Raw genomic sequence first — 24,091 nt, forward strand, 5'->3', positions numbered from 1 at the left:
CCGGAGGCGGGTCACTCGGCGACCCGCATCGTGACCTTGCGCGGCCGTTCGTTGCCGTTGCCCGGCACGAGCACGACGATCACGCATTCACCGCCCGATTCGTGCACGGAAAGCAACTGCCCGCCGACTTCGGCGACCACGCGTTCCGCGGCTTGTCTGCAATCCGCCGCCACGGCATCGCCCACCGTCGCCGGCAGAGCCGCCACGGTCACGGCCAGTGCCAGGCCCGCGTATTTCATGAAAGATGCCATTGCTGCTTCTTCTTGGATGACGTCCACTTTGGCAAATTATTTACCGCAAGGCGTCTGAATGGCAAATGAATGCGTGGACTCAGAGTGTGGATCACGGTCGGGAGCCAATCACGACCGTCACACAGGGGGCAAGACGCAGAGGTCACCTTGTCGGTCCCCTCTCCAACAAAATCTGAGGTTTAGCCCTCATCGGGCTAAGCCCTCGATTTTGTAACCTCTCCCAAAAGGGGAGAGGAGATGACGCGGCCGGCCTTGGCCTTCCTCTCCCCCAATCGTGGGGGAGAAAGCGAAATCGAAGGCTTAGGCGAGCGTAAGCCGCCTAAACTTCAGATTTCGCAAGTGAGGGGATCGGTGCAGTTGGCAACATCGGCCCGCCCTCACCCACCCACGCCCTTCGTCGCCGTCAGCCGCCCGTAGAGCGCGAGCAATCCTCCGACCGTGCCGGCAAGCGTCGTCAGTGCATTGGCAATTTCGGCCTGCTCGGCGCCGCCGAGCTCCAGTCCGGCCCTGCCGAGAAGCGGGGCAGCGATCGCAATCAGGGCGCCCCAGACGGTCTTCGACTGGTACCATGGTTTCATCTCCAGCATGTCATCCTCCTGTTGAATGGTTTTCAATCGACGGGAACCACCGCCAGGAGCGGCAGGCCGGCGGCCAGCCGTCCGAGTTGCCGGATGCGGAGGCCAAGCGCCGTCTGCGGCGCGCCGAAATCTGCCAGTTCATCGGCGACGGCATAGGTCCAGGCGGGCTCGGTCACCTCGGCCACACGAAGCACGGTGCCGCCATCAAGGATCTCCAGCCGGTAGCGCTCCTGCGCCTCGTCGAGCGGCACCTCCCCGTCTGTCCAGGCATCGGCCTCGATGCGGCTGCGCCGGATCCAGCTGATCGAAAGATCGCCCGCGGCCTGCCGCAGCACCTTCGCATGCACAGGCGATAGCGGCGTCTCCGCCCGCAATCCGCCGGCAAAGACATGTGGCCCCGAAAGCTCTGTCACGAGCCCCATCGGCTCGAGGATCCAGTTTTGTGCGGCCCCGCGTTCGGCATTCCCGAGCCCCAGCGGCCGGACCGCTTCGTCGAGAGCCACGACCTCGGCCCCGGCTGCGGCACCAGCCACGACTGCGTCCTCCGTGCCTCCCAGCCCGCGCAAAAGGCCCGTCAGCCGGAAGCGTCCGACCGCAACCTCCTCGGCCTCGACAAAGCCGACGACCTCCCAGCCGCCGGTATTGGCCCGGACCGCGAGCCGGTTCGCGCCGGAGAGAACAGCCATGCGGCTCGCCGAGGCAAAGGCTCCTGCTAGAACCTCGACTACAAGGGCATTCGCCCCATCGAAGCGCCCGACAGGTCCGGGGGCAAGCGGCTCCAGAAGCCGTCCCAGGGTCGCTGGCCGATCCAGCGTCAGCCTGAGCCGATAGCCCTCGGCTTCCGGAGAGCTCGATACCGCAAGCCGCCGCCAGGGACGGCCATATGCCGCAACGCTCGCGTCACCGGCATGGCTTGCACCCTCCAGCCTCGGCAGATCGAGAAATTGCACGACCGGCGCAAAGCCGGCCGCACCGCCATCGTCGACCACCCGTCCGGGTTCAACCACCGGCACGGGTGCGGAGACCTTGCCCGCGAAGGCCCTGAGGGTCAGGCGTCGTTCGAAGCCCTCGTCGATGCCCTGCACCAGGAACCGCCCCTCTGGCCCTTCCGGAAAACGCAGAACGTCTCCGGGCTCGATCGCAATCTCCTGCGGCCCGAGCGCCAGCTGAACCGTGCGCCGCGCCAGCCGGTTGTCACGCAGCCAGCCTTCGGCGGCCGCAAGTGCGGTCTCTTCCGGCATGGCCGCCGGCAGGTCGCGGGCCAGTTGCCGATCGGTCGCCGCCTCCACCTTGCGCGAGCGCACGCTCGCCTCGACATAATCCGCCGCCGGATCATAGAAAGTCACGAGCGCTTCCGAAGCAAAATCGCTGTCATGGCCGCGCGTCTCGCTCCACAGCGGGCGATCGGCGATGTCGGCAAGTACGTTGATCTCGCGGGCAGCCAGGCTCGCCGTCGGCCGAGTGCGGAATTTCAGCCGCCCGGCGTCCTCGATCACGTCGATCTGGAAGAAGTCGAGCAAGGGCTCGATCAGGTCGCGCGCAGAGGTCAGATCCCCCTTTACATAGCCGCCGAGATCGCCTGCCACTTCCGACACGTCGAAATCGACAAAGCCATGATCCCTGAGGATCGCCGCAATCGTGTCGGCCAGTGTCGCCGTACCCACGCGGCCGTTCAACCAATGCCCTGTCCGCCAGTTCGATCCATCTGCCCAGAGCGCCGTGTTCTGCGGAAAGGCCGGATAGGGCCGCGCATCCCAGGTCCAGGAATAGACATGCGATGGATCGACCATATTAGGCGGCAGGAGACTGCCGGCCCAGTGGTCGAGATGCGCCTCCAGAAACCGGCGCTGTTGGCTGTCGCTGCGCGCACCCGCCGAGAAGTGAGGCCTTCCGCTCTCGGCCGATTTGGCATCGACGAAGATGTTCGGCTGGTTCGCTCCCTTGTCGACCGCTCCGCAACCGACTTCGGTCATCCAGAAGGGTTTCATGCCAGGTACCCAGGCCGTCGGGCTCGCCTGCTCGACGCCGCCGATCCGGTTGAAATGGGGGTTCTCCCACCAGGATTTCAGGTCCTTGAACCTGAAGACCCAGGGCTTGCCATAGGCGCCATCGGTGATCGGCGTCCTCACCCGTGCCCTGCGGTCTGCCTCGCTGGCATAAAACCAGTCGAAGCCCTCGCCCGATGTCAGCGTCCGGGCAAAACCTTCGGCATCGTCGGCACCGGTGAAGCCATCGGGGCTCTCCGCCTCGAGATCCTCGTCACGCCAGTCGGCGAGCGGCATATAGTTGTCGATCCCGACGGCGGTGATGTGAGGGCTCGCCCAGAGCGGATCGAGGTGAAAGAAGACATCGCCCGAGCCATCCGACGGCTGATGGCCGAAATACTCGGTCCAGTCGGCGCCATAGGAAATCGCCGTCCCGCCGCCGAGCAGACCGCGCACTTCACCGGCGAGCGCCACCAGCGCCTCAACGAAAGGAAAGGCGTTGGCATCGTCGCGCAGGGCGGTCAGCCCACGCAGTTCCGAGCCCAGCAGGAAGGCGTCGACCCCGCCGGCAGCGGCGGCAAGCGCCGCATAATGCAGCACCAGACGTCGATACCCGTCACCGCGGTAGACGAAGCTGGAGACCTGCGCCCGCGCCGCGGCCGTCTTGTCGCTTCCGGGAGGATAGGCCGTGATCCGTCCCCGCCAGGGATAGGCCGCCTGCTCGGCCCCGCCATAGGGGTCGGGCAGGCCGTTACCGGAGGGAATGTCCATTAGCACAAAGGGATAGAGCGTCACCTTCAGCCCGCGTGCCTTCAGGTCGCGGATCGCCTCGATGACGCTCTCGTCGCTCGGCGAGCCGCCATAGGCTGGACCACCGCTGTGGCGTGACACCACATAGGCATCACCCCGCGCCAGCCCCGCGACACTCCAGGGCCGGCTCTCCTCGTTGCGAAACGCCACCTCGACCCCCGGCAGTACCCGACAGTCGCCCGCGCGCAAATCCGTGCCGAACCAGGCAACGACCAGGGCCACGCTTTCGAGATCAGGGCAAAGCGCCTGCAATTCGTCGAGCGAGGCCTGCCAGTCCGTCGCTGCAACAAGCGTGTTGCGGTTCCGCCAGCGTTTCGCGCCCTCGCTCGGTGCATCCGAGACCCGGACCGTCGCATAGCCGTGCTCGGTCGCGCCGGGGATCATCGTCACCGCCCGGATCTTCTCTTCCAGCGCCCCGACGGGTCTCATCACCTCGAACTGGATCAGCGGAATGCGGTTGCCGAAATCGTCGAGCGGCAGCCGCTCGAAGACGACATAGGCTAGCCCCCGATAGGCCGGCGCATTGGCCGCCCCCTGCTTCGCCGCAATCAGCGGATCGGCCGGCTGGCTTTCCGATCCGCGATAGACGCGCATCTCGATTTCGGTCGTGTCGAGCTCGCGACCGTCCGCCCAAACCCGCCGCACGCCCGCAATCGACCCCTCGCAGAGCCCAAGCGCCAGATTGGCATAGTAGCGATAGGTCGTGGTGCGCGTGCCGCCGGAGGATTTTCCGCCGCTACGCTCGGTCACAGTCTCTTCCTCGAAACGCGTCGCCCAGATCAGCGTGCCGCCCAGCCGCGCGGTGCCGTAGAGCCTCGGAATGACAGTGCCTTCGCTGGCGCCTGAAATACGCGCCGAAGACAGCCGTGCACCGTTCACTTCGCGGGTGCCCGACAGCAGGCTCCGATCGATCATGCTGCCGGCAAGCGCGCCTGCCGCCTGGCCGATCGCCGCTCCGACCGGACCGAAGACGGAGCCGAGGGCAGCACCCGCCGCCTGCAGAAGAATGGTCGCCATCTTCAGATCCTTTCGGGGAAGCGGTAGATGCCGGCAATCCTGCGCCGCCAGGCCGGCACGAGCGCCGATAGCGTCACCGCCGATTGTTCATAGGCATGGATGAAGGCGTCGGGCGGCGGCTGACTAGGAGCGTATTCCGCCGGAAACCGCGCCCCGTCGGCGTCCATGTCAAAGCCGCCCCCTTCCCAAGCCATGCAGGCCAGAATGCCCGCATGTTTCGCCGCCAGATGCGGCCGAAAGCGAAACAGCACGAGATCGCCCGGCCGGCTCTCCGCCAAGGAGGCCACGGCTTGAAAATGCCGCCCGGCCGCCGCGATCAACCGCTCCTCGCCCGCCCGCTCCGCCCAGTCGGACGCATAGGCCGGCACAGCCTCGGGCTCGGCGCCATAAAGCTCCCGCCAGATCCCGCGCACGAGCCCAAGGCAGTCGCAGCCCACCCCCTTCACCGATCCCTGATGCCGATAGGGCGTGCCGATCCAGGTCCCGGCAATCGCCAGGACGGATAAGTTGACGGACATGGGGAAGCTCCGGAGGGAAGGTGATGACCGGGAAGCGGCGGGTGGGGGGTGAACCGAAGAGAAGCAAGCCAGGCTCACCCCACCCCGGACCTTCGGTCCGACCCTCCCCTCAAGGGGAGGGTTTTTAAGCCCTCACCGATACAACACCCCGCCATCATGGGTGCTATCGCCACTGACATAGGAATAGGCAAAGTCGCTGCCCGGCATGTGCGGAAAGCCACGAAAATTCAGCGGGTTGCCGAAGACTGCTCGACAGGTGGCAAAACTCTTGTCACAGCCGACCGTCAGCATCACGGCATTCCCTTCGGCCGGCCGCGCCTCCAGCGGCAACCACAGCCTCAGCGTCATCAGCCCACCCACCACAGCACTGCTCTCCTCGATGGCCAGCCGCTTGCCGGCCAGAGGCCCGTCGTCGAACCTCACATGCCCGAGCCGGAAATGCCCCTCGCCCAGACCCGGCAGGCCAGAGACCGTCAGCCGGTCCCCCGCCAACACCGCCGCAACGACGCCCATAACCCGGCGGTTCGCAACGTCCATGTTCACCCGGCACCTGTCATCGCCGAGATCCGCATCGCAGCGGCGGTTGTAGATCCGCCCCTCCGACTGCTGCAGGCGATGGGCAAAGCTGCGGAGCTCCGCCGAAAAGCCCGGCCCCGCGCGGCTCACCTCGCCGATTTCCTGCACCGTAACAAGCGCGTGCTGGTCTTCCGGCGCCTGCCAGTTGATCAAAAAACACTCGACCCGCGCCCCGTCAAAGCGCCCGGCTGCGAGATCGGCTTCGGTAATCGCCTCGCTCGAAAATCCGCCCCGCACCTCAGCCCCGGGCGCTGCAAGACCGCTTGCACTACTGGCCTCAGTCGCTGAGAAGCCGGTACCCGGCTCGAAGACCGTGCCGGCGAAGTCGAGCCGCTGGTCATGTTCGGTGAACCCGAGCCGAAAACCGTCCCGGCAGGTGACGCGCCAGGCGCGGCACAGCGTCGTCTCGCCGGTCGCAACATGGGTGGCAAGCGCTTCAGGAAGCCTTCTCATGGGATTACCTCGATCAGCGGAATGGAGGGAATGCGCCCGGCGCGAAAGGCTTCGAGATCAATCTCGATCCGGTCGGCGTCGAAACGAACGGGCACGTCATAGTCGAAACCCGCCCGGATCTCCGTTCCCTCTTCCGGCACATGGCCGGGTCCAAAGGTGACGATCCCCGTCGTCGCATCGACGGAAAACCCACCCGTCTGCTCCACCCCGTCAAGCGCAACCCGCACCGATCCCGCCACCGGCTTCACCACCGGCCGCCGCTCGACCGCCGCGCCATCGCCATAGGCCTTCACCAGCTGGAAAGCCGCAGTCTCGCCGTCACCTGCCCCGATCCACTGGTCGAGCGGCGTCACCGCCATCCCGGGTCGGGCCGACGAACCATCGACTGGATCGCGAAAGCGAAACCCATGCAGCTGCCCGCCGCGCGCCTCGAAGAACTCCAGCACGGCATAGAGATCCGCGACCGAGCGCACTGCGGTGCCGACATCATAGCGGCGCCTGGAAAACCGCCAGCGCCGATTGCGCGCCTCGCGACCATTGGAGAGCGAAATGATATCCGTCTGCCGCCCCGGCCCGCCGCTCGTGGACAGCGACAGACGCAGCGGAAAACGCTGTTCGTGAAAGGCCATGATGGGCTCCGTTCGATAAAACTGCGAGAAAGAGAAAAGAGAAATGTCAGACGGGCGCCTGAGCGGTGATCTGTAGGGCTGACGACATCTGTCTTTGGCGGCAGCGCACGCGGATATTCCGGACGGCAGCGCGCCTGGCGCCCCTTGGAAAACCGGCCACGACCATCTACATTGAAAGCGAAAAACATCTACATGGAGCCGTCATGGCCATCAACGTCAACAATCCGGAAGCCGATGCGCTGACGCGGCAGTTTGCGCAGATGGCAGGCGTCGGCATCACCGATGCGATCGTGATCGCCATGAAGGAGGCGATCGAACGGCGCAATCGCGCCGAAACAGCGCTGGAAACCGCCGCGCGCCTCAGGACAAAACACCAGGTCGTGCTGGCGGAGCGGGCCCGGAGCCCCCTTCCCCGCGAGGTCTTCAATGACCTGTGGGACGACAACTGATGTTCGTCGACGCCTGCGCGATCATCGCCCTTCTCTCAGACGAGCCGGAAGCACAGCGCGTGTCAGATGCGCTCGCGTCCGCCACGCGGCCGTTCACATCACCGGTCGCGGTCCTCGAAACGGTTCTCGGCCTCGCCCGCCCGGACAAGCTCGATCTTCCGGTGCCTGCAGTTCAGGCCCTGGTGACGGAATTTCTCGAAGCCCGCGGCATCGACATCCGCGATCTGCCGCCAGCCGCAGAGACGGTGCGGCTCTCCTCGGAGGCCGCCCATCGCTTCCGCCAGGGCCGCCACGGTCTGAACCTCGGCGATTGCCTGCATTATGCCTGCGCAAAATTCCACGGCGTCCCGATCCTTGCCACCGCCGACGAGTTTCGCGCCACGGATCTGGAGGTCGTCGCCTGAGCACAGGCCGGGCGCCGGCCGCCCCTTCCTTCTCCCCGCCTGCGGGGAGAAGGTGGCCCGCAGGGCCGGATGAGGGGTAAGCCATTCCCCATTCCCTACCCCACTCACATCCCCCGCCGTCCGCGCCCCACGGAGCGCGCCAGCATGGCCGTGATCTGCCCCTCACTTCTGGCAAAACTTGCCGCATCGCTCGCCGTCACCTGGAAATGGATGACCGTGGTTGCAACGCTGCCCTCGGACGCCACCCCGAGCGCGCCGTCCGCACCGCGTTTCAGTGGCAAAATCGCCTCCGCCCCGGCCTCGCCCATCAGCCCGCTCCCACCGGCCATCGGAAAGTAAGTCGGTGCCGCCACGACGCCGCCGTCGGCAAAAGGGGTGACCCGTCCCGGCGCGCCGCCTTGGGCAAAGGCCGTGACCCCGCCCGAAATCGACGATCCGAGCCCGGCGGAGAGACTGCCGATTAGGTTCCCCGCTGCATTGCCAAGCATTGTCTCGAGCGGCTTCAGACCCGAAGCGAGCGCAATATCGGTCAATCGCAGCCCGACCCCGCGCAACACTTCCTCCAGCCCCTTGCCGCCCGTCGTCGCGCCCTTCAACGCCGAGGTCAGCGCCCGGCCAAAACTCGCCGACCGGCTTTCGAGATCGTCGAGCACGGAAAGCGCTGCCGCCGCATCGAGGTCGACTGCGACCGCCAGTGTGTCGTCATCAGTCATGGAAACGTCCTTTTCGTGAGAGGGTCTGACGGCCAGGCAAGAGACATCCGTGATGCCTGGCAGCACTTTCCCCTCACCCTGAGGCGCCCTCGCCCCGTGAGGGCCTCGAAGGGCGAGGGGGTGCAATCTGCAACACACCTCCTCCCCGAAGGGAGAGGCGGTCACGCCGACGCTCAATCTGGAAATTTCTGCATCAGGGTCTCCACCTCCCGCCGCGACAGGCCGGTAGGCTCACCGAAAGCCCCCGCCATCGCCGCCAGCTCCGGCAAGCTCAGCCCCCAGAACACATCAGGAGAAAGCCGCAGGCGGGAGAGACCGAGCGTCATCACCGATCCCCAGGGAAACGGCCGCGCCGCTCGCCCGCCTGCGGCCCTCAAGGGGAGCTGCCGCCCTCGCCTGATCTCAGATCCTGTGCGCCCGGTTCGGCCCCGAAGGTCACGGCCAGCAACTCGCCCACCAGTTTCGCTGCACCCGCTACACCGCCCTCGACCGCCATCTCGGCGACATCCGTATCGGAAACCCGGTTGCCCCCGCCACGCAATCCGCAGGCGAGGATACGCGTCAGATCGGCGCTCTTCAGCCGTCCGCCGGCAAAGCGTGTCGCGAGATCCGTGAGACTGTCAGCGCCGAAAGCGGTCTCGAGCTCGGCAAGCGCGCCGAGCGTCAGACACAGGATGCGCCGCTCACCGTCGATGACGCCTTCGACCTCGCCGCGATGGCGGTTGGCGCGGTTGACCGTCACCGGCTCGCGCATCTCGCGTTCATAGCCCCGCATGGCCGCCTCACAGCGCCGCGAAGGAAACGGCACCGGCCGATTCCAGCGCGATCTCGAAGGTCACCTCGCCGTCGTGATTGCCGCCATAATCCAGCGCCGTCACCTGAAACGGCGCCGTCACCGTGCCGAAATCCGGGATCACCACCTGATAGGTCAGGATCGAACCGGCAAAGAAGGCCGCCCTTATCAGCGCATCGGAAGCGGCATCCTTGAACAGGCCAGAGCCCGTCAATCCGGCCCGCCTGACACCTGCCCCCTCCAGCAGCTCCCGCCAGCGCCCGGCGCTTTCACTATCGGTCACGTCAACCGATTGCGCATTGAAGGCAAGACGCCTGGCCCTCAAGCCCGCCACCGTCACAAACCCCGCCCCATCCTCGACCTTCAGCAACAGATCCTTGCCCTTCTGCGCGCCCATGGCGTCTCTCCTTTGATGATGTCTGTGATTGTTTTCGGGCGAGGCGCCGGCGGCGCTCCCACCTCCCCCTTGAGGGGGGAGGTCGCCGCAAAGCGGCGGGTGGGGGTGACCACCATCAGAAAGGGCACAGCCGGAATCGGAATCAGCCCACCCCGGACCTGCGGTCCGACCCTCCCCCTCAAGGGGAGGGTGGAGACGGCACACTCGAACGTCCGCTCACCCTGAGGTGCCCGGCAACGCCGGGCCTCGAAGGGCCGAGGCTCAGCCGGCGCCCCATCTCTCCCCCGGCGGGGGCGAACGGAAAATCGAAGGCTAGGCGAACCCGGAAAAGCCCCAACACCGCAGCCCCTGAGATTTCGCCCTATCGCCCGCCCCACAACCGGCCTAGAAGAAACACTCCTGCCGATTGCAAACTCCCCCTCGAGTCTCCCATGAACATGCCCCGCACCCTCCTCGTCGCCGCGCTTGCGGTCTCGCAGATCCTTGGCTGGGGCACGACCTATGAAATGCCGGCCGTCTTCGGCCGGGCCATGGCGTCCGATCTCGGGCTTGCCAACGAGACCGCCTTTGCCGGGCTCACCGTGATGATGCTCGTCATGGCCTTTCTCGGCCCCTGGACCGGCCGGATGATCGCCCGTCATAGCGCTGCCCGCGTGCTCGCCATGGGCTCGGTCCTGATGGCATCCGGCCTTGCCATGCTGGCGCTCTCGACCGGCATCGTCACCTATGCGATCGCCTGGCTGATCCTCGGCGCCGGCGGATCGTTTGCCCTGACGGTCCCGGCCTTTGCCGCCGTCGTCGAGCGCGAGGGCCACAATTCCCGCCGCGCCATCGGCATCCTGATGATCTTCACCGGGCTTTCCTCGGCGGTCTGCTGGCCGCTGCTGACGCTCGCCGGTGAGGCCTTCGGCTGGCGCGGGGCGCTTTTCGCCGCCGCCGCCGCGCAGCTCGTGCTGGCGCTTCCGATCCATCTGTCCCTCGGCCGCATCGCGATCACCCGCTCGGCTGAGGACCTCGCCGCAGACGCCCGGGAACCGCTGGAGTTGAGCCGTCGCATGGCGACGCTTGCCTTCCTCATGATTGCGCTCTCGACCTCGCTCGCCAGCCTGATGACCTTCGGCCTTTCGCCGCAGCTCCTGCATATCCTCGAACTCTCCGGCGCGACGCCGGCACTGGCGCTGCAGCTCGGATCGCTGCGCGCCGTCTTCGGCATTGCCGCCCGCGCCTTCGATCTGGTGCTCGGCAAGCGCTCCTCGCCTGTGACCACCGGGCTTGCCGGCATGGCCATGCTCACGGGCTCCACCCTGCTCTTGATCTTCTCATCCGGCACGCCCTCGAGCCTGCTGATGTTCACCGCGCTCTACGGCTTCGGCTCCGGCGTCACGACACTCGCCCGCGCCACGCTGCCGCTCGCCTTCTTCTCCGCCAGCCGCTTCGCCCGCCAGTCGGCGCGCCTCGCTCTGCCGCAAAACCTCGCCAATGCGACCGCCCCCGTTCTGATGACGGCCGTCATCGACCGCGCCGGCATCGATGCCGGCCTCGTGCTTGCCACCCTCTTCGCCACCACGGGTTTCGCGGCCATCCTGGCGCTGGCGGTGATTGCGAAGCGGGGACAGGTCAAGGTCTAGGCGCGCGGTGGGCTCGACGTCGCTGCTGGCAATCGATCCGAGGCGAGAAGCTCGACGCCAAAATGCCCCGCGAGATCGGTCAGGATTTGCTTCAGCGTTGCGAGTGCCGCTTCCAATTCAACGCGCTCGGCCCGCGCCGGAATTCGACCGGCATCCTTAGGATAGCGATAGGTGGTCGCGAACACCGTCAAGAAAGTCAGTGTTGCAAACCGCGCCTTGAATGGATCCGTGTCGGGCAGAAGCTCCCGCAACACGTCGATACGGTGGCTATCCCGGCGCTCGGCCCTGATACCTTCCGCCGTCAGAAGGGCCAGGAGCATTTTCTCCGCAGCTTGTTGTGCATGATAGGCGTCATTGCGGTTATCGGCAGCCGCAAGCAAGGTCGCCGCCTCCAGATCCTCACGCGCCAACCGCAACGCGTTGGCGATGTGCAGTTCAGCGGACAAGCAGGATACCGTCGTCTACGATATGGCTGGCTGCGGAATTTGCGACTTCGAGGTCCCCCTGGAATTCCGAAAGGCGCGCAACGGAAACGTCTGCATGCACCCCTGAGCCTTCCTGCAGACGCCAGCCGAACAGCGGCGACATCACCGTCTCCGGCGCGTCATCCGAAACGATTACCTTCAGATCCCAGTCGCTCTGAGCGTTGGCGTCACCGCGCGCACGGCTCCCATAAAGGATCACCTCGATGGGATTGCAGGCCGCGTCGATCCGCGCAAGCAAGGTCTGCAGCTCCGGAAACCTCTCAGGATCCGCCACCCGCCCGCTCAAGCTCTGCGCGATCTCGCCCATGGATCTTCCCATTGAAAAACCACCGCGAAGATACAGTATTCTGCCTTTGCGTTCCACAGCCTTGTTGTCTTGATGTCGTCAGCGCTTCAGCGCGTGACTGTCCGTCCAGGCACTGGTGATACCTCCGTCCGCACTGACGACCGCGCGCATCCACATCGACTCGCCTCGAATCATGAAGCCATTGCCAAAATCACTCGTCTGCTTCGATATCTCGCCGGTAACAGCAGTCTTAAGATCGGTCTCGAACGTTTCAGCCTCCTGCGCGCCGCAGGCAGTCGTACCGCCGAGGGCACCGATGGAGCTCATGACCTCGAAGGTACAGGTCACGGACGCAAATGAACCGTAGTCCTGATAGAATACAGCGAAGGCAAAGCCGTCAGGAGAGGTGGCCGTAAACGAGCCAGATCGAGGTATGGGTCGATCCACCCGGTCTGTGTTTGCGTCCTTGGTCCAGCCTGGTCGCTCCGCCAGTTCTCGAAGGCGCTCGATGTCGGCGGCACCTGTAACGCAAAAATCGATCATTGCCGGCAACGGGCAGGACGATGCCAGACTGACCGAATGCGTGGATGACAAAAGGACCATGGAGAGAAAAGCCCGTTTCATCGAAACTCCTTTCAACGCAAATGTATGGAATCGAACGTCAATCGACAGCAACCAGCCTGCCACCGCACCCCTGAGGACACAACCGTTTGTCCGCAGGCGGTCCAACATAGACACCTGGCATCCCAGCCCCACGTGACGCCCGGCTCCGAGCTTCGCTACCTCACTCCACCACCGCCCGATACGCGGCCTCGGCCACGAACAACCCCGTCTTCACCTCGCGCCGGCTCACCGTCCGACGGTGGCGAAAGTTGACCAGTCGAAACTCACCCAGCATCTCCGGCAAGCTGTCGGCCAGCCGCCTCACCTCCGCCACCAGCCCTTCGGCCTCACGTCGGGAGACCGCACTCCAGGCCTCGAGCGTCAACAGGATCTCAGCGCCGTCCGCCTCGCCGGTTGAAAAGTCGCGTGCCTCGACCGCGCCGACGACAAGCGCCGGAAAGCGTTGCGGCCGGATCGTCCGGTCGGACAGTCCCTGGGGTCCGAGCGCGGTCGTCAGCGCCGTGTCCGCCTTGACCGCCTGTTGAAGCGCTGCAAGCAAGGCATTGACCGCATTCGTCATATTCCATTCTCCCCAAGCTGTGCCAAGCAACACCTACCGGCGCCTTTGTGCCCCTCGCGCACAGCCGGTGTCCGCGAAGCTTCCATTTGCCTAGCGGCCCGTCTGCGCCTCACCCGACACCCGGTTATAGCGTCCGTCAGCGCCCAGTCCTTCGGCCGCCGACCCATCCGGCTCCATCGAGCCCCCGTCTTTCGATGTCCGATCGCTGCGCTTCGCCACACGGACTGCCAGCGCCCGCCGCAAGATCTCGGCGAGCTGCATGCCCGTCTCCTCCAGCGCCACGCACCGCTGCCCGGATCCGCGCCCTTGTCCGGACCCTCGCCCTTGTCTGGCGCCGCGGCTCATCCCGTCACCTCGCGGCACAGCGCCACCTGAAACCTACCGGTCTCGTCGGGGTCGCGCACGGCCTGGATCTCGAACACCCGCGCGCCTTTGCGAAAGCGCTGCCCGGCCACGAGATCACCACGGGCCCGAACCGTCACATGATGCGTGACGGTCGCCACAAGCCCCGGCCCCTTTTCCTCTTCGGCAAAGCTGCGCGGCTCGATCAGTGCCCAGACGCGGGCCAGTTCAACGAACCCCGTCACCGCCCCGCCCTGATCATCGTCGACCACATCCGGTCGCTCCAGCACCAGCCGCGCCGTCAGCCGCCCGGCATCGATATCCATCATCGCCATGATCAGAGCCCACGCCGGCAGAAGGGTGCAATCAGCCGCTCGTAACCGGGCGGCACAATAGCCGGCTGCGCCTCGACCGCGACCGCACCGCGGCAGGCATACATCGCCGCGACATGCGTGAGCATCGCCCGCTTCAGCGTCTCCGGTAGATCCGCGCCGCTCTCGCCGAAGCCGGCTGACAATTCCACCTCGATCCCGTTCATCGCCCGCCCCGGCTCAGGCACGTCCCGCAGCCAGAGCCGCGCTGGACGCGCCTGACCGTCGAGCAAGTGGCCATCGAGATCCACAGCCTGCGGCTCACCCTCGCCATCATAGACTGTCACCGCGGTCACCACCCGGACCGGCCCGCGAGGAATGGTCACAATCCCGTCCGCCGGCCAGTCGTCGAGGCAAAACCTGAAATCCCTGGTCGCCAGCACCAGCCCCGTCTCCCGCTCCAGATGCTCGCGGGCGACGATGGCAAGCGCTGAAAGCAGCGCATCCTCCTCCTCCGTATCGAGCCTCAGATGCGCCCTGATCTCGACAAGCGTCAGCGGCTCCACAGCGGGTGGAGTGAGTTCGATGATGGTCATGGGAGGTTCCTTGAAAACGAATTGCAGGTAGCCCCTCACCCTGCGGCGCCGGGCCACGCCCGGCCTCGAAGGGCGAGGCCACCCTGAAGAGTTGAGAGATGGATGCTTCGAGGGGCGCTCCGCGCCCACCTCAGCATGAGGGCGGTGGCGGGCCTCCCTCTCTTCTCCCCAGCGGGGAGAAAGTGGCGCGCAGCGCTCAGGTGCAACTTTTTGCACCGGGGATGAGGGGGAGCGAAGCTCAGGCTTACTATTCGACGCTTCGCCGAACCGCCCCCTCACCTCGCCTCCGCTGCGCTCGGCGTTCCTCTCCCCGAGGGGAGAGGCGGTCACGCGGCCGCAAAACCACCTCGCCCTCAAGCGGAGGGGCACGCCACCCTCACGCCCCGAACTTCACCAGCTTGATCGCCTCGAAGTCCTGCACGCCGCCGCCGACGCGCTTGGTGGTGTAAAACAGCACGTAAGGTTTCGCCGAATAGGGATCGCGCAGCACCCGCACACCGACGCGATCCACCACGAGATAGCCCGCCCGGAAATCACCGAAGGCGATCGCCGTCGCATTGGCCGCAATCTCCGGCATGTCCTCGGATTCGGCGACCGGGAAGCCCATCAGCGAGGCCGGATCACCGGCGCGCGCTGGCGGTGCCCAGAGATAGTTGCCGTCGGCATCCTTCAACTTGCGCACCGCGCCCTGGCTGCGGCGGCTCATGACGAAGGTGCCGTTCTGCCGGTGTCCCGCCTTCAGCGCATAGACCACGTTGATCAGCACATCGGATGCACCGCTTGCCGCGAAAGCCCCCGCCGCCCCCGTGGCAACGGTGCCGATCTTGCCCCATTCCCAGGCGCCGTCATCCACCTGGTCATAGGCCAGGAACCCCTTCGGCTTCAGCACGCCGTCACCCGACACGAAGGCCTCGCCCTCCTGTTCGGCAAAGGCGATGTCAACTTCGGCTGCAATCCAGGCCTCGATGTCGACGGCGGCATCATCGAGCAGGCCTTGGGTTGCCGCCGGCATGGCATAGAGCTCCATGGTCGGGAAGGCGAGTTCGGCCAGTTCCGGCGTGCCGGTCTGCGTGCGCGCCGCCGTCTCCGCCACCCAGCCCGAGGCAAAACCCGAGGCAGCAAACGGCTTCTTCAGCACCGCGCCCGAGACCTGCCGCACGGTCGCCAGCGACCGGATCGGCGAGATCACCCTCAGCCTGCGGCCGATCTCCTCGTCCACCTGCTGTGGCACCAGATAGCCGCCGTCGCCGGAAACTCCCGCCGACAGCGCCTTCTGGTCGAGGTCACGCAGCGCTGCATCATCGCCACGCCGCACATAGGCCTCGAAGGCCGCCTTGTGTTCGGCAAGCCCCGCCTCGTCGCGGCCGACACGTTCCAGCGCCGGGCGGCGCTTTTTCAGCACCAGTTCGTCGAGAAGCCGGCTCTGCTCGTCGATCGCCTTGTTGATCCGCTCGACCTTGTCGCGGGTCACGACATCGCTCGAAAGCTTCTCCTCGATCTCGCCGAGCCGCTCGTCATTCGCCTCTTTGAAGGCCTCGAAAGCGCTCATGAATTCGGCAAAGGCCGAGGTCACCGTATCGGGGGCCGCCTTCACCTCGGGTGCCAGCCTTGCCAGCGCCCCCTTGGCCCGCTTGCCGCTCCGCCCGCCTGCCGCAGAGGCCCCACGCCCCACCGCATCCGTCCTGTCCTGCCCCGTCATCATCTCGTCTTCCATGTCGCTCATCCTTTCGTGAAGTGATTGTTCGCCATCGACCGAGCCGCCCGGCGCATCAGCCGAACGAGCTCGGTTTCCCTGTCGCGGTAGAACCGCCTGTGCTTGACATTGGACACTCTCGCCGTCGGCAGCATGGGAAAGGTCACCACCGAGATCTCCCAGAGATCGGCCTCGAGAATCCGCCGCACGCCCGTCTTGCGGTCCGCCCGCGTCTTGACCGCCCGAAACCCAATCGAGAGGCCGTCCAGCGCGCCGGCCTTCATCAGCGCATGGACCTCGCGGGCGCGGCCGACATCGGTCGCGAGCCTGCCCTCGACATAAAGCCCACGCTCGTCCTCGCGGATCTCGGTCCAGCGGCCGATCACCTCGGCCGGATCATGCTGAAAGAGCATGCGCACACCGCCCGCCCCGCGCTTCGTCAGCGACGCGGCAAAGGCCCCGGGCTCAATCGCATCGCGGCCAAGATCGACCTCGCCGAACAGGCTCGCATAACCCGAAAACCGCCCGTCGCCCGCCACGCCCTTCAGCGTCAGCCCGGCATACCAAAACCGCGGCGCACCCGCCGTTTCCAAAGCCTGCATGGCTTGTCTCCTCGTGATGTTGATTTGGTTTGGTCTCCTTGCGACGCGCAAAGGCGGTGCCCACCTGCCTGCCCCTTGAGGGGGGAGGTCGCCGCAATGCGGCGGGTGGGGGTGACGTGCGGACGCAGAACGGTTGGCACGGCAGCGGCGGGTCCCTGCCTCTTCTCCCCAGCGGGGAGAAGGTGCCCGAAGGTCTCAGGTGCAACTTGTTGCACCGGGGATGAGGGGGAGCGAAGCTTACGTTGAACCTTCGACGCCTCGCCGATCCGCCCCCTCACCTAGCCTCCGCTGCGCTCGGCGATCCTCTCCCCAAGGGGAGAGGCGGTCACACAACCGCTCCCGGCTCCCCGTCAAGGGGAGGGTAGAGACCGGCGTCCCCCATCGCCCTCACCCTGAAGTGCCCGCGCACCGCGCGGGCCTCGAAGGGTCAGGGCCACCGATAAGAACGAAGCGCGATCCTTCGAGGCCCCTGCCTGCGCAGGGGCTCCTCAGGATGAGGAGTCACTGCGTCACCCACCCACCCTGTCCCCCGCCCGGCCCGTCAGCCGCACGAGAACACCGAGCCCCCACCAGGCGGTAAACGACGCCAATGTCGCCCCCGCCAGCATGATCTCCGCCGTCGACAACCGGCCCTCAAGCCCCAGCTGTCCGGCGCCCCAGAGACCCGTCGGCCCGCCGAAGATCAGCCCGCAGGCAACCCCGGTCAGAAAACGCACGGCCGCCTCGCGGCGATGTTTGGGGAGGAGATAGACCAGCGAGATCGCGGAGCCCGCGACAGCACCGATCAGACGCGCGGAGGTCACCCCGCCATCATGGCCGAAGTCAGTCATTTGTTCATCTTTCGCAGTTAGCTTTTAGGAGAGCGCCGGCCGGAACGATCCCGCCCTCAAGGCTGCGGCCGGCGCCCCTTTTCCCCTTCAGCCCGAGCCGAGCGCTTCACCCGTCAGGTGAAGTGGCAGCGAATTGCCGAGTCAGTGGAGTCGCTTGACGGCGAAAGTTCACAATCTGATTCCGCCGGTTGAATTGATAGATGAAGCCGTGGCTGGCCCTGCCTGCCACGAACTGCGGTCAAAACCGCATCGTCCGAAACGTCAGCGACACCCGCCGCACGCGCATCACCCGCACGCCATCAATCACGTCCGACCGCCGCGCCGGGATCGCATGCGTCCAGTCGCGCCGCACTGGTCCCGCGAGCACCAGCAGCGAACGCGGCTGCAAGATGACTGCGCGCGTCTCGCCGCTTGCAAGGCATCCAAACCGCATCTCGCAGCCCGACAGCAGACTGAGCGAGGCTATAACCTCGCCGAAACAGGGCTCGCAATCGACATGCGCGCTGATCCCCTGCCCGGGCAGATATTCATTGGCAATCACCTGGTCCGGCACGTCTGAGAAAAACCCGTCCGCCACCAGCCGCTCCGCCAGCCCCTTGAGCATGTCCGGCAGCGGCCCGATCCGGCTCTCCGCCGTGGCGCTCCTCGCCCGGTAGTCATAACGATACCCGAAATGCCGCACGCGCCGCTTCAGCTCGCCGCTCCAGTCACCGGCATCGAGGAAGGCGACAAGTGCTACTTCCTGCTGAGGGGTGATCCAGTCGGGGGTGAGGCTGGCACCGGGTGGGAGGTGGGGCTGGGTTTCCATAGGCGATGTCCGTATCGGTAGAGCAAGCATCCTAGTGCGGACATCTGTAACTGGCATCCGTGTGATGCTGGGGGATATTGCCAGCGGAACTGATCCCCTCACTTGCGAAATCTGAAGTTTAGGCGGCTTGCGCTCGCCTAAGCCTTCGATTTCGCTTTCTCCCCCACAGAGGGGGGAGAGGGAGCCGAGGCCCGCAGCATCGACACCTCTCCCCTTTGTGGGAGAGGTTACAAAATCGAGGGCTTAGCCCGATCAGGGCTCAACCTCAGATTTTGTTGGTGAGGGGATCAGTGCTTTGGCACAACAAAGCCCTCAATACCCCACCGCCTCGCGCTTCTCCTCGTCCGTCAAAAACGCCGCCGCCCCCACCCGCGCCCAGAGCGCATCGCGCTCGGCCGATAGCCCCGCCACGGTGTCCAGATCCGGCACTAGCCGCAGCGTCTCGCCCGTCAAGTCGCCGAGGAACACCGAAAGCGACGCCCCCGTGCGTGTCACCAGCGGCAGCACGGTCAGGCGATAAAAGGCGCGGTTGGCCTCCTGGTAATTGGCATAGGTGTTGTCGCCGGGAATGCCGAGCAGCATCGGCGGCACGCCGAAGGCGAGTGCGATGTCGCGGGCAGCCCCATTTTTCGCCTCGACAAAATCCATGTCCTTCGGAGAAAGCCCCATGGATTTCCAGTCCAGCCCGCCCTCGAGCAAAAGCGGCCGCCCCGCCCGCATCGGGCCGGAATAACCCTCGTCGAGCTCCACCTTCAGCCGCTGATACTGGTCGGCAGAGAGATTGCCGCCCTCCTTCGGCTGGTAGACCAGCGCGCCGGAAGGCCGGGCCGAATTGTCGAGCAGCGCCTTGTTCCAGCGCCCCGCCGCGTTATGCAGATCGAGTGCCACCTGCGCTGCCGCCAGCGGCGCAAAACCCTCGTGATCATCGAGCGGATGAAACAGCTTCAGATGCAAGAGACCGTCGAGCGCAATCCGCCTGGCCTTCGTGCCGGCGCGGTAATCATAGGCCGACGGCCAGCCATCCGCCCCGGTCACCACGCTCACCCGGTCGGGCCGCAGCAGATGCAGCTCCACCGCCCGCGCCGAGGCCCGTCCGCCGGCTGCCACAGCCTCGACGTAGGAATTGCCCGAGAGCAGCAGCTGCCCATAGAGCGTTTCGAGAAAATCCGCCCCTGTCATCGCGCCGTTGGGCCGTGCCAGCAGAGCAAGTGCGGGATGCTCCGGCCGCTCGGTTTCGCTGTTATAGGCGAGGAATGCGATGCTCGCCGCCGCCTCCGATACCAGGCGCACGCAGCGATGCGCGACCGGGTTCTTCATGAACCCCTCCCGCGAAAGCGCCTGATAATTCCGCCCCGTCCAGCGCGCCTCGCCCTCGCCCGCAATCAGCGCCAGCGCCGTTCCGGGGCGTGGATGAAGCGCCTTTTCTTGGCGCACGGAGGTTCGATCCCGGGCGAAAGCCCTGGGCAGACGGAAGGGGAGTTTCATGGGGGTGTCCTCGACAGAAATGAAAATCGATCAGGCAGCCCGCCGCGATCGCCCGGGCCCCGCCTATGCCGTCTCTTGCAAACGATCGCCGGCCTCAGCCTGCAGCCGGCGATACTTTGCCCGCACCAAAGCGCAATCCGTCGATCAGCAGCTCGACCATCACTGATGTCTCGCCCTCCGGTTCCGCACCCTTGATCGCGGCAAGATTGCCGATGGCGCGCAGCAATTCGTAGGGCTCGATACCGGGCCGCACGGCGCCTGCCTTGACAGCTGCGTCCAGGAGCCCGGCCAGAGCCGGCTCGAAATTCTGGCGAAAATAATCCGGCAGCGCCTGAAAGGCCGGATCGCCGGAATGCAGCGCCTGAGCCAGCCCACGCTTGGCGGCAATGAACCTGGTGAAACGGCGCAGCCAGAGCGCCAGCGCCTCGCCCGGCGGATGCCCTGATGCAAGCACCGCCGCTTCCGCCGTACAGGCATCCACCTCGCGCTTGAACACCGCGATGACGAGATCCGCGCGGCTCGGAAAACGCCGGTAGAGCGTGCCCACACCCACTCCGGCGCGTGCCGCGATCTCGCGGGCCGGCGCGTCGACACCGCTCGCGGCAAAGATCGCCTTGGCCGCCTCGATCAGCGCATCCTCGTTGCGCTGCGCATCGGCGCGCACCCGCGATCCGCCTGCGTCCTGTCCGTGATTCCCGTCCAATTCGGCCTCTTTATCCATGCTCAGTTTGGAGCAGCACGGAGAAATCCCGCGCAGCCCTTGCTAAACGGAACGGCGTTCCGTATACAGCCTCAACATTCGGAACGACGTTCCGCTTAATCCTTATCCCCTTCACCCCGCAATTTCCAGAGCCCGGAGCTTCATTCCATGAACGATCTCGTCACAAAAGCACGCACCATCCCGACGCCGACCCCGCAAGCCACCATAACCATCAACCCGGTCACGCTGCCGGCGCCCGGTCGAGGCCGCCCGCTCGATCTGCGCATCACCACACCGCTCTCCGGCGACAGCCTGCCGGTCATCCTTCTCTCGCATGGCCACGGCCCATCGCTCTATACTCCCTCCAAGGACGGCTATGGCCCACTCGTCGATTTCTATGCCGCCCATGGTTTCGTCGTCATCCAGCCGACCCATGCCAATTCGAAGGTCGCGGGCCTTGGGGTGGATGCGCCCGGCTATCCCTTCTTCTGGCAGTCGCGGCTCGACGACATGACGCTCATCCTCGACAGTCTCGGCACCATCGAACAGACCGTACCGCTGCTATCAGGCCGCCTCGATCACACACGGATCGCGGCCGTCGGCCATTCGCTCGGCGGCCAGACCGTCGGCATGCTGCTCGGCGCGGGCCTCACGGATACCGCCGATCCGGCCGTTACCCGCATTCGCCGTCCGGAGCCGCGCATCAAGGCGGGCGTGCTTCTCGCCGCCCCCGGCCTTGGCGGCGACAGCCTCAGCGACTACGCGCAGGCAAACTACACCACCCTCAACCCGGATTTCTCGACGCTGACCACCAGCACCCTGGTGGTAACAGGCGATGCCGACGACAACCCACACCTGACGCCGCGCGGCGCCGACTGGCACGTCGACCCCTATCGCCACGCCCCGGGTGCGGAAGCGCTGCTCACACTCTTTGGCGGAAAACACGGCCTCGGCGGCATTGCCGGCTATGACGCAAAGGAAACCGACGATGAAGACCCTGATCGCCTTACTGTTACCCAGCGCATGACACTCGCTTGGCTCCGCACTGCGCTCGACATTGACGCCAAGAGCTGGCCGGACGCGATGGCTGCGCTTGAGGCCCATGCTCCGGATCTCGGCAAAGTCGAGCAGAAGCAGATGTGAACTGGGTGCCCCGCTGCGGCGCGTGTCTCGTGCCGCAGCGGGACGGTTTGTCAGCAGACCGTTCCCGTGCAAAACTGCGCAGCACCCTTACCGGCACGAACATTTCTCTCGGACCTTGAGGAAGCACCATGATGGACATCACTGCCACCAGCGGTTTTTTCAACCAGGCCGGTCTCTTCCTGCTCGGCTTATCGGTCCTCGCCGGTCTCTATCTCTTGCTGCGCCGGCGCCAGAGCCGCTGAGCCCTCACACCCGCGCCGTCACCGCGTCCCCCACCACATAATCCGCCGCAAACCGCTCCTCGCGCAGCGGCTTCACCCGGCGGATGCTCTCCTCATACAGCGGATGCGCCTTGTAGGCGGCAAGAGCTGCCTCGTCCTCAAACTCGCCATAGACGACGAGGTCGATGCTGCGGTGAAAGCCGTCGGTCTTCACATTCGTGCCGATCTCGAGCCGCGTTGCACTCGGGATCTCCGTCAGGATCGACAACCCCGCACGCACGGCCTCGAGATGGTCGGGGCTGACGGTGAAGAAGACGATATGGCGGATCATGAGGCACCTCGAAGAGCTATTGCAGCGCAAAAGCCGATAGCATCGCGCGGGCCGCCGCTCAATGCGCCGCTTGGCCGCTTCACACCATGAGCCCGGCCCTGATCGCCGCGTCGAAGGTCCTCGCCGTCACCGCGATCTTCTTCGCCCGGTCCGTGCCGTTGACGATCTTCCTCGCCCCCGTCCAGTCGGCCTTCATGCCGGAGAAGAAGTCGGACAACCTCAGCCCCGAAAACAGCCCCTCGCTCATGCCAACCACCAGGATGGTCGCGGATACGTCCATCCTCAGCGCCAGATCCGGTTCGGCCACGAGGTCGAGCCCCACCACCCGGCTCATCTTCGCGTAATTCTCCCGGTGGGTGATCTGCACAAGACCCCGACCATAATAGCTCCGGTCCTGATCATCGCGGCGCCAATAGGGTGTCGTCACCGTCGGCAGCCTGCCCGCCCGCCAGGCCCGCTCCAGCCGCGACACGGCCTCCTCGTCGGTCTCCGCCAGCGTCTCGCGCACTGCCTGCATCGTGCCGGCGGTCTCGTGATGGGCGGTCGCCAGCATATAGGCAAGCCAGCGCGGATCGGCCCAGCCGCGTGCCGAAAAGCGCGTCAGCACGGCCTCCACGCCCTCCACCTGCCCTTGGGAGAGCCGCCCGCCGAACACGGCATTGCGCAGCCCCGCGAAGACGATTCGCCGGTCGATCCGCATGGTGATTTCCTCATTGGGAGAGAGAAAGCCGACCTTGTCCCAAGCCCTGGTCACGGCAGCCATGAAAAAAAGTTCAGAATTAAAACGATTGAAGTAATTTCAATCGTTTAGAGCTCGTTCTGTTCATATTTACAAAGGTTTAACGCTGTGGAACTTTCAGTCCACAGACACGTTTGGAGGCCAGACTTCCAAACCCGAGGAGGGAAGACATGCAGACGAACACTTCGACCAAGACCGCCGCCCCGGCAACGATCCCGGCCCACGTCCTGCAGCGCCTCGAAAACGAATGGCGCCAGGTCCGCCAGCCGGCAGCCCCCGCAACGGCTGCGAAGTAAACCTACCCACCGCATTGCGTGATCAACCGGCGTCCGAAAGGGCGCCGGTTTTTTTCGTGTGGTGGATAATGGAACGGATCCCCTCACTTGCGAAATCTGAAGTTTAGCCGGCTTGCGCTCGCCAAAGCCTTCGATGTCGCTTTCTCCCCCACAGTGGGGGGAGAGGGAGCGCGGGGCCAGCCGCATCGACACCTCTCCCCCTTGTGGGAGAGGTTACAAAATCGAGGGCTTAGCCCGATCAGGGCTAAACCTCAGATTTTGTTGGTGAGGGGACCCGTTCCGTTGGCACCACACCTCTTGCCACCACAACCCAAAGGCGCATACTGACCCAATCCAACAGGCCAGCTCATGCGCCACGAACCAAAACCCCTTGCTCGAGCCCGGGCGCGCCAGATGCGCACCGACCCGACGACACCCGAAGCCATGCTCTGGGGCGCGCTCCGTGACCGCCAGCTGGCCGGCGCCAAGTTCCGCCGACAGGTTCCGCTGCGCGGCTACATCCTCGATTTCGTCTGCTTCGAAGCCAGGCTGATCATCGAAGTCGACGGCGGCCAGCACGGCGACAGCCTCCACGACCTTAACCGTGACGCCCTCTTCCGCGGCGAAGGCTTCCGCATCCTGCGCTTCTGGAACGACGAGGTCCTGCAGCATCTCGACGATGTCTGCCGTCATATTCTGTCGGAGCTGCGCAATGGTGGGGAGTGAGGGTGCCAGCTAAACCAATCCCCTCACCAACACAGGGGGAGGTGTCGATGCCGCAATGCCTCGCTCCCTCTCCCCCCTTTGTGGGGGAGAAAGCGAAATCGAAGGCTTAGGCGAGCGTAAGCCGCCTAAACTTC

At 65.5% G+C, this 24,091-nt stretch carries 31 protein-coding genes; 6 read left to right on the forward strand and 25 right to left on the reverse strand.

Going from position 1 to position 24,091, the window contains the following annotated elements; genetic code table 11:
* Window positions 1-11: 11 nt before the first annotated feature.
* The 6 genes from SJY08_RS11310 to SJY08_RS11335 form a co-directional block, all read right to left on the reverse strand.
* Window positions 12-251 carry a hypothetical protein gene (locus SJY08_RS11310; RefSeq protein WP_069041794.1) on the reverse strand — a complete coding sequence of 80 codons (240 nt, stop codon included), beginning with the start codon at window positions 249-251 and terminating at the stop codon, window positions 12-14.
* A gap of 377 nt (window positions 252-628) precedes the next feature.
* Window positions 629-838, reverse strand: a complete 210-nt coding sequence (locus tag SJY08_RS11315; protein ID WP_377275663.1) for a hypothetical protein — start codon at window positions 836-838, stop codon at window positions 629-631.
* A gap of 23 nt (window positions 839-861) precedes the next feature.
* Window positions 862-4,641: a glycoside hydrolase/phage tail family protein gene (locus tag SJY08_RS11320; protein WP_377275665.1), complete on the reverse strand. Its 3,780-nt coding sequence runs from the start codon at window positions 4,639-4,641 to the stop codon at window positions 862-864.
* Between the two features lie 2 nt (window positions 4,642-4,643).
* Window positions 4,644-5,159, reverse strand: a complete 516-nt coding sequence (locus SJY08_RS11325) for an NlpC/P60 family protein (protein ID WP_377275667.1) — start codon at window positions 5,157-5,159, stop codon at window positions 4,644-4,646.
* 132 nt (window positions 5,160-5,291) lie between these two features.
* Window positions 5,292-6,188 carry a DUF2163 domain-containing protein gene (locus tag SJY08_RS11330; protein ID WP_377275669.1) on the reverse strand — a complete coding sequence of 299 codons (897 nt, stop codon included), beginning with the start codon at window positions 6,186-6,188 and terminating at the stop codon, window positions 5,292-5,294.
* On the reverse strand, window positions 6,185-6,817 hold the full coding sequence (locus SJY08_RS11335) for a TIGR02217 family protein (protein WP_377275671.1): 633 nt from the start codon (window positions 6,815-6,817) through the stop codon (window positions 6,185-6,187). Before SJY08_RS11335 ends, SJY08_RS11330 begins: the two co-directional genes overlap by 4 nt.
* 203 nt (window positions 6,818-7,020) lie before the next feature.
* Here SJY08_RS11335 and SJY08_RS11340 point away from each other — a divergent pair, with 203 nt between their 5' ends.
* Window positions 7,021-7,266 (forward strand): type II toxin-antitoxin system VapB family antitoxin, encoded by a 246-nt coding sequence (locus tag SJY08_RS11340; protein ID WP_054151275.1) that lies wholly within the window; start codon window positions 7,021-7,023, stop codon window positions 7,264-7,266.
* Window positions 7,266-7,670 (forward strand): type II toxin-antitoxin system VapC family toxin, encoded by a 405-nt coding sequence (locus tag SJY08_RS11345; protein WP_377275673.1) that lies wholly within the window; start codon window positions 7,266-7,268, stop codon window positions 7,668-7,670. Before SJY08_RS11340 ends, SJY08_RS11345 begins: the two co-directional genes overlap by 1 nt.
* Window positions 7,671-7,774: 104 nt before the next feature.
* Here SJY08_RS11345 and SJY08_RS11350 read toward each other — a convergent pair whose 3' ends face one another.
* From SJY08_RS11350 to SJY08_RS11365, 4 genes are all read right to left on the reverse strand, one after another.
* The gene (locus SJY08_RS11350; protein ID WP_377275675.1) at window positions 7,775-8,383 is read right to left on the reverse strand and encodes a phage tail tape measure protein; all 609 of its coding nucleotides are present in this window, start codon (window positions 8,381-8,383) and stop codon (window positions 7,775-7,777) included.
* Window positions 8,384-8,556: 173 nt separating this feature from the next.
* Complete coding sequence (locus tag SJY08_RS11355; protein ID WP_082347826.1) at window positions 8,557-8,760, reverse strand: rcc01693 family protein; 204 nt, start codon at window positions 8,758-8,760, stop codon at window positions 8,557-8,559.
* Window positions 8,757-9,158, reverse strand: coding sequence for a gene transfer agent family protein (locus tag SJY08_RS11360; RefSeq protein ID WP_156322995.1), 402 nt, complete (start codon window positions 9,156-9,158; stop codon window positions 8,757-8,759). Before SJY08_RS11360 ends, SJY08_RS11355 begins: the two co-directional genes overlap by 4 nt.
* A 7-nt stretch (window positions 9,159-9,165) precedes the next feature.
* Entirely contained in the window at window positions 9,166-9,573 is a 408-nt protein-coding gene (locus SJY08_RS11365) for a phage major tail protein, TP901-1 family (RefSeq protein ID WP_377275678.1), read from the reverse strand.
* 431 nt (window positions 9,574-10,004) lie between these two features.
* Here SJY08_RS11365 and SJY08_RS11370 point away from each other — a divergent pair, with 431 nt between their 5' ends.
* The gene (locus SJY08_RS11370) at window positions 10,005-11,201 is read left to right on the forward strand and encodes an MFS transporter (RefSeq protein WP_377275680.1); all 1,197 of its coding nucleotides are present in this window, start codon (window positions 10,005-10,007) and stop codon (window positions 11,199-11,201) included.
* On the opposite strand, the gene SJY08_RS11375 is transcribed toward SJY08_RS11370, so the two are convergent.
* From SJY08_RS11375 to SJY08_RS11435, 13 genes are all read right to left on the reverse strand, one after another.
* Window positions 11,198-11,647 carry a HEPN domain-containing protein gene (locus SJY08_RS11375; RefSeq protein ID WP_054151340.1) on the reverse strand — a complete coding sequence of 150 codons (450 nt, stop codon included), beginning with the start codon at window positions 11,645-11,647 and terminating at the stop codon, window positions 11,198-11,200. The genes SJY08_RS11370 and SJY08_RS11375 overlap by 4 nt on opposite strands.
* Window positions 11,637-11,993 (reverse strand): nucleotidyltransferase domain-containing protein, encoded by a 357-nt coding sequence (locus SJY08_RS11380; protein WP_377275683.1) that lies wholly within the window; start codon window positions 11,991-11,993, stop codon window positions 11,637-11,639. Before SJY08_RS11380 ends, SJY08_RS11375 begins: the two co-directional genes overlap by 11 nt.
* Before the next feature lie 78 nt (window positions 11,994-12,071).
* Complete coding sequence (locus SJY08_RS11385; RefSeq protein WP_377275685.1) at window positions 12,072-12,704, reverse strand: hypothetical protein; 633 nt, start codon at window positions 12,702-12,704, stop codon at window positions 12,072-12,074.
* A 52-nt stretch (window positions 12,705-12,756) separates the two neighbouring features.
* A complete protein-coding gene (locus SJY08_RS11390; protein ID WP_377275687.1) occupies window positions 12,757-13,155 on the reverse strand; it encodes a DUF3168 domain-containing protein in 399 nt (132 codons plus the stop codon).
* Window positions 13,156-13,245: 90 nt separating this feature from the next.
* On the reverse strand, window positions 13,246-13,416 hold the full coding sequence (locus tag SJY08_RS11395; RefSeq protein ID WP_156323007.1) for a hypothetical protein: 171 nt from the start codon (window positions 13,414-13,416) through the stop codon (window positions 13,246-13,248).
* A gap of 80 nt (window positions 13,417-13,496) precedes the next feature.
* Window positions 13,497-13,832 carry a phage head closure protein gene (locus SJY08_RS11400; RefSeq protein WP_377275689.1) on the reverse strand — a complete coding sequence of 112 codons (336 nt, stop codon included), beginning with the start codon at window positions 13,830-13,832 and terminating at the stop codon, window positions 13,497-13,499.
* 2 nt (window positions 13,833-13,834) lie between these two features.
* Entirely contained in the window at window positions 13,835-14,404 is a 570-nt protein-coding gene (locus tag SJY08_RS11405) for a phage head-tail connector protein (protein WP_377275692.1), read from the reverse strand.
* Between the two features lie 376 nt (window positions 14,405-14,780).
* Complete coding sequence (locus SJY08_RS11410; protein ID WP_377275694.1) at window positions 14,781-16,118, reverse strand: phage major capsid protein; 1,338 nt, start codon at window positions 16,116-16,118, stop codon at window positions 14,781-14,783.
* A gap of 5 nt (window positions 16,119-16,123) precedes the next feature.
* Entirely contained in the window at window positions 16,124-16,699 is a 576-nt protein-coding gene (locus SJY08_RS11415; protein ID WP_377275696.1) for an HK97 family phage prohead protease, read from the reverse strand.
* A gap of 509 nt (window positions 16,700-17,208) precedes the next feature.
* Window positions 17,209-17,529 carry a DUF6107 family protein gene (locus tag SJY08_RS11420; protein ID WP_054151347.1) on the reverse strand — a complete coding sequence of 107 codons (321 nt, stop codon included), beginning with the start codon at window positions 17,527-17,529 and terminating at the stop codon, window positions 17,209-17,211.
* Between the two features lie 238 nt (window positions 17,530-17,767).
* Window positions 17,768-18,337 (reverse strand): alpha-ketoglutarate-dependent dioxygenase AlkB, encoded by a 570-nt coding sequence (locus SJY08_RS11425; protein WP_377275699.1) that lies wholly within the window; start codon window positions 18,335-18,337, stop codon window positions 17,768-17,770.
* A 312-nt stretch (window positions 18,338-18,649) separates the two neighbouring features.
* Window positions 18,650-19,822 (reverse strand): phage portal protein, encoded by a 1,173-nt coding sequence (locus tag SJY08_RS11430; protein ID WP_377275701.1) that lies wholly within the window; start codon window positions 19,820-19,822, stop codon window positions 18,650-18,652.
* Window positions 19,823-19,916: 94 nt separating this feature from the next.
* Window positions 19,917-20,543 carry a TetR/AcrR family transcriptional regulator gene (locus SJY08_RS11435; RefSeq protein ID WP_377275703.1) on the reverse strand — a complete coding sequence of 209 codons (627 nt, stop codon included), beginning with the start codon at window positions 20,541-20,543 and terminating at the stop codon, window positions 19,917-19,919.
* Window positions 20,544-20,690: 147 nt separating this feature from the next.
* Here SJY08_RS11435 and SJY08_RS11440 point away from each other — a divergent pair, with 147 nt between their 5' ends.
* The gene (locus tag SJY08_RS11440; protein ID WP_377275705.1) at window positions 20,691-21,665 is read left to right on the forward strand and encodes an alpha/beta hydrolase family protein; all 975 of its coding nucleotides are present in this window, start codon (window positions 20,691-20,693) and stop codon (window positions 21,663-21,665) included.
* 246 nt (window positions 21,666-21,911) lie between these two features.
* On the opposite strand, the gene SJY08_RS11445 is transcribed toward SJY08_RS11440, so the two are convergent.
* The gene (locus SJY08_RS11445; RefSeq protein WP_377275707.1) at window positions 21,912-22,217 is read right to left on the reverse strand and encodes a Dabb family protein; all 306 of its coding nucleotides are present in this window, start codon (window positions 22,215-22,217) and stop codon (window positions 21,912-21,914) included.
* 79 nt (window positions 22,218-22,296) lie between these two features.
* Window positions 22,297-22,980 carry a glycoside hydrolase family 19 protein gene (locus SJY08_RS11450; protein WP_377275709.1) on the reverse strand — a complete coding sequence of 228 codons (684 nt, stop codon included), beginning with the start codon at window positions 22,978-22,980 and terminating at the stop codon, window positions 22,297-22,299.
* 146 nt (window positions 22,981-23,126) lie between these two features.
* Between SJY08_RS11450 and SJY08_RS11455 the strand changes: the two genes are divergently transcribed.
* Window positions 23,127-23,252: a hypothetical protein gene (locus SJY08_RS11455; protein WP_256367279.1), complete on the forward strand. Its 126-nt coding sequence runs from the start codon at window positions 23,127-23,129 to the stop codon at window positions 23,250-23,252.
* A gap of 348 nt (window positions 23,253-23,600) precedes the next feature.
* The gene (locus SJY08_RS11460; protein ID WP_377275711.1) at window positions 23,601-23,957 is read left to right on the forward strand and encodes an endonuclease domain-containing protein; all 357 of its coding nucleotides are present in this window, start codon (window positions 23,601-23,603) and stop codon (window positions 23,955-23,957) included.
* The last annotated feature ends 134 nt before the right edge of the window (window positions 23,958-24,091 follow it).

Source organism: Rhizobium sp. R86522, assembly GCF_042466255.1.
GTDB lineage: Bacteria > Pseudomonadota > Alphaproteobacteria > Rhizobiales > Rhizobiaceae > Allorhizobium.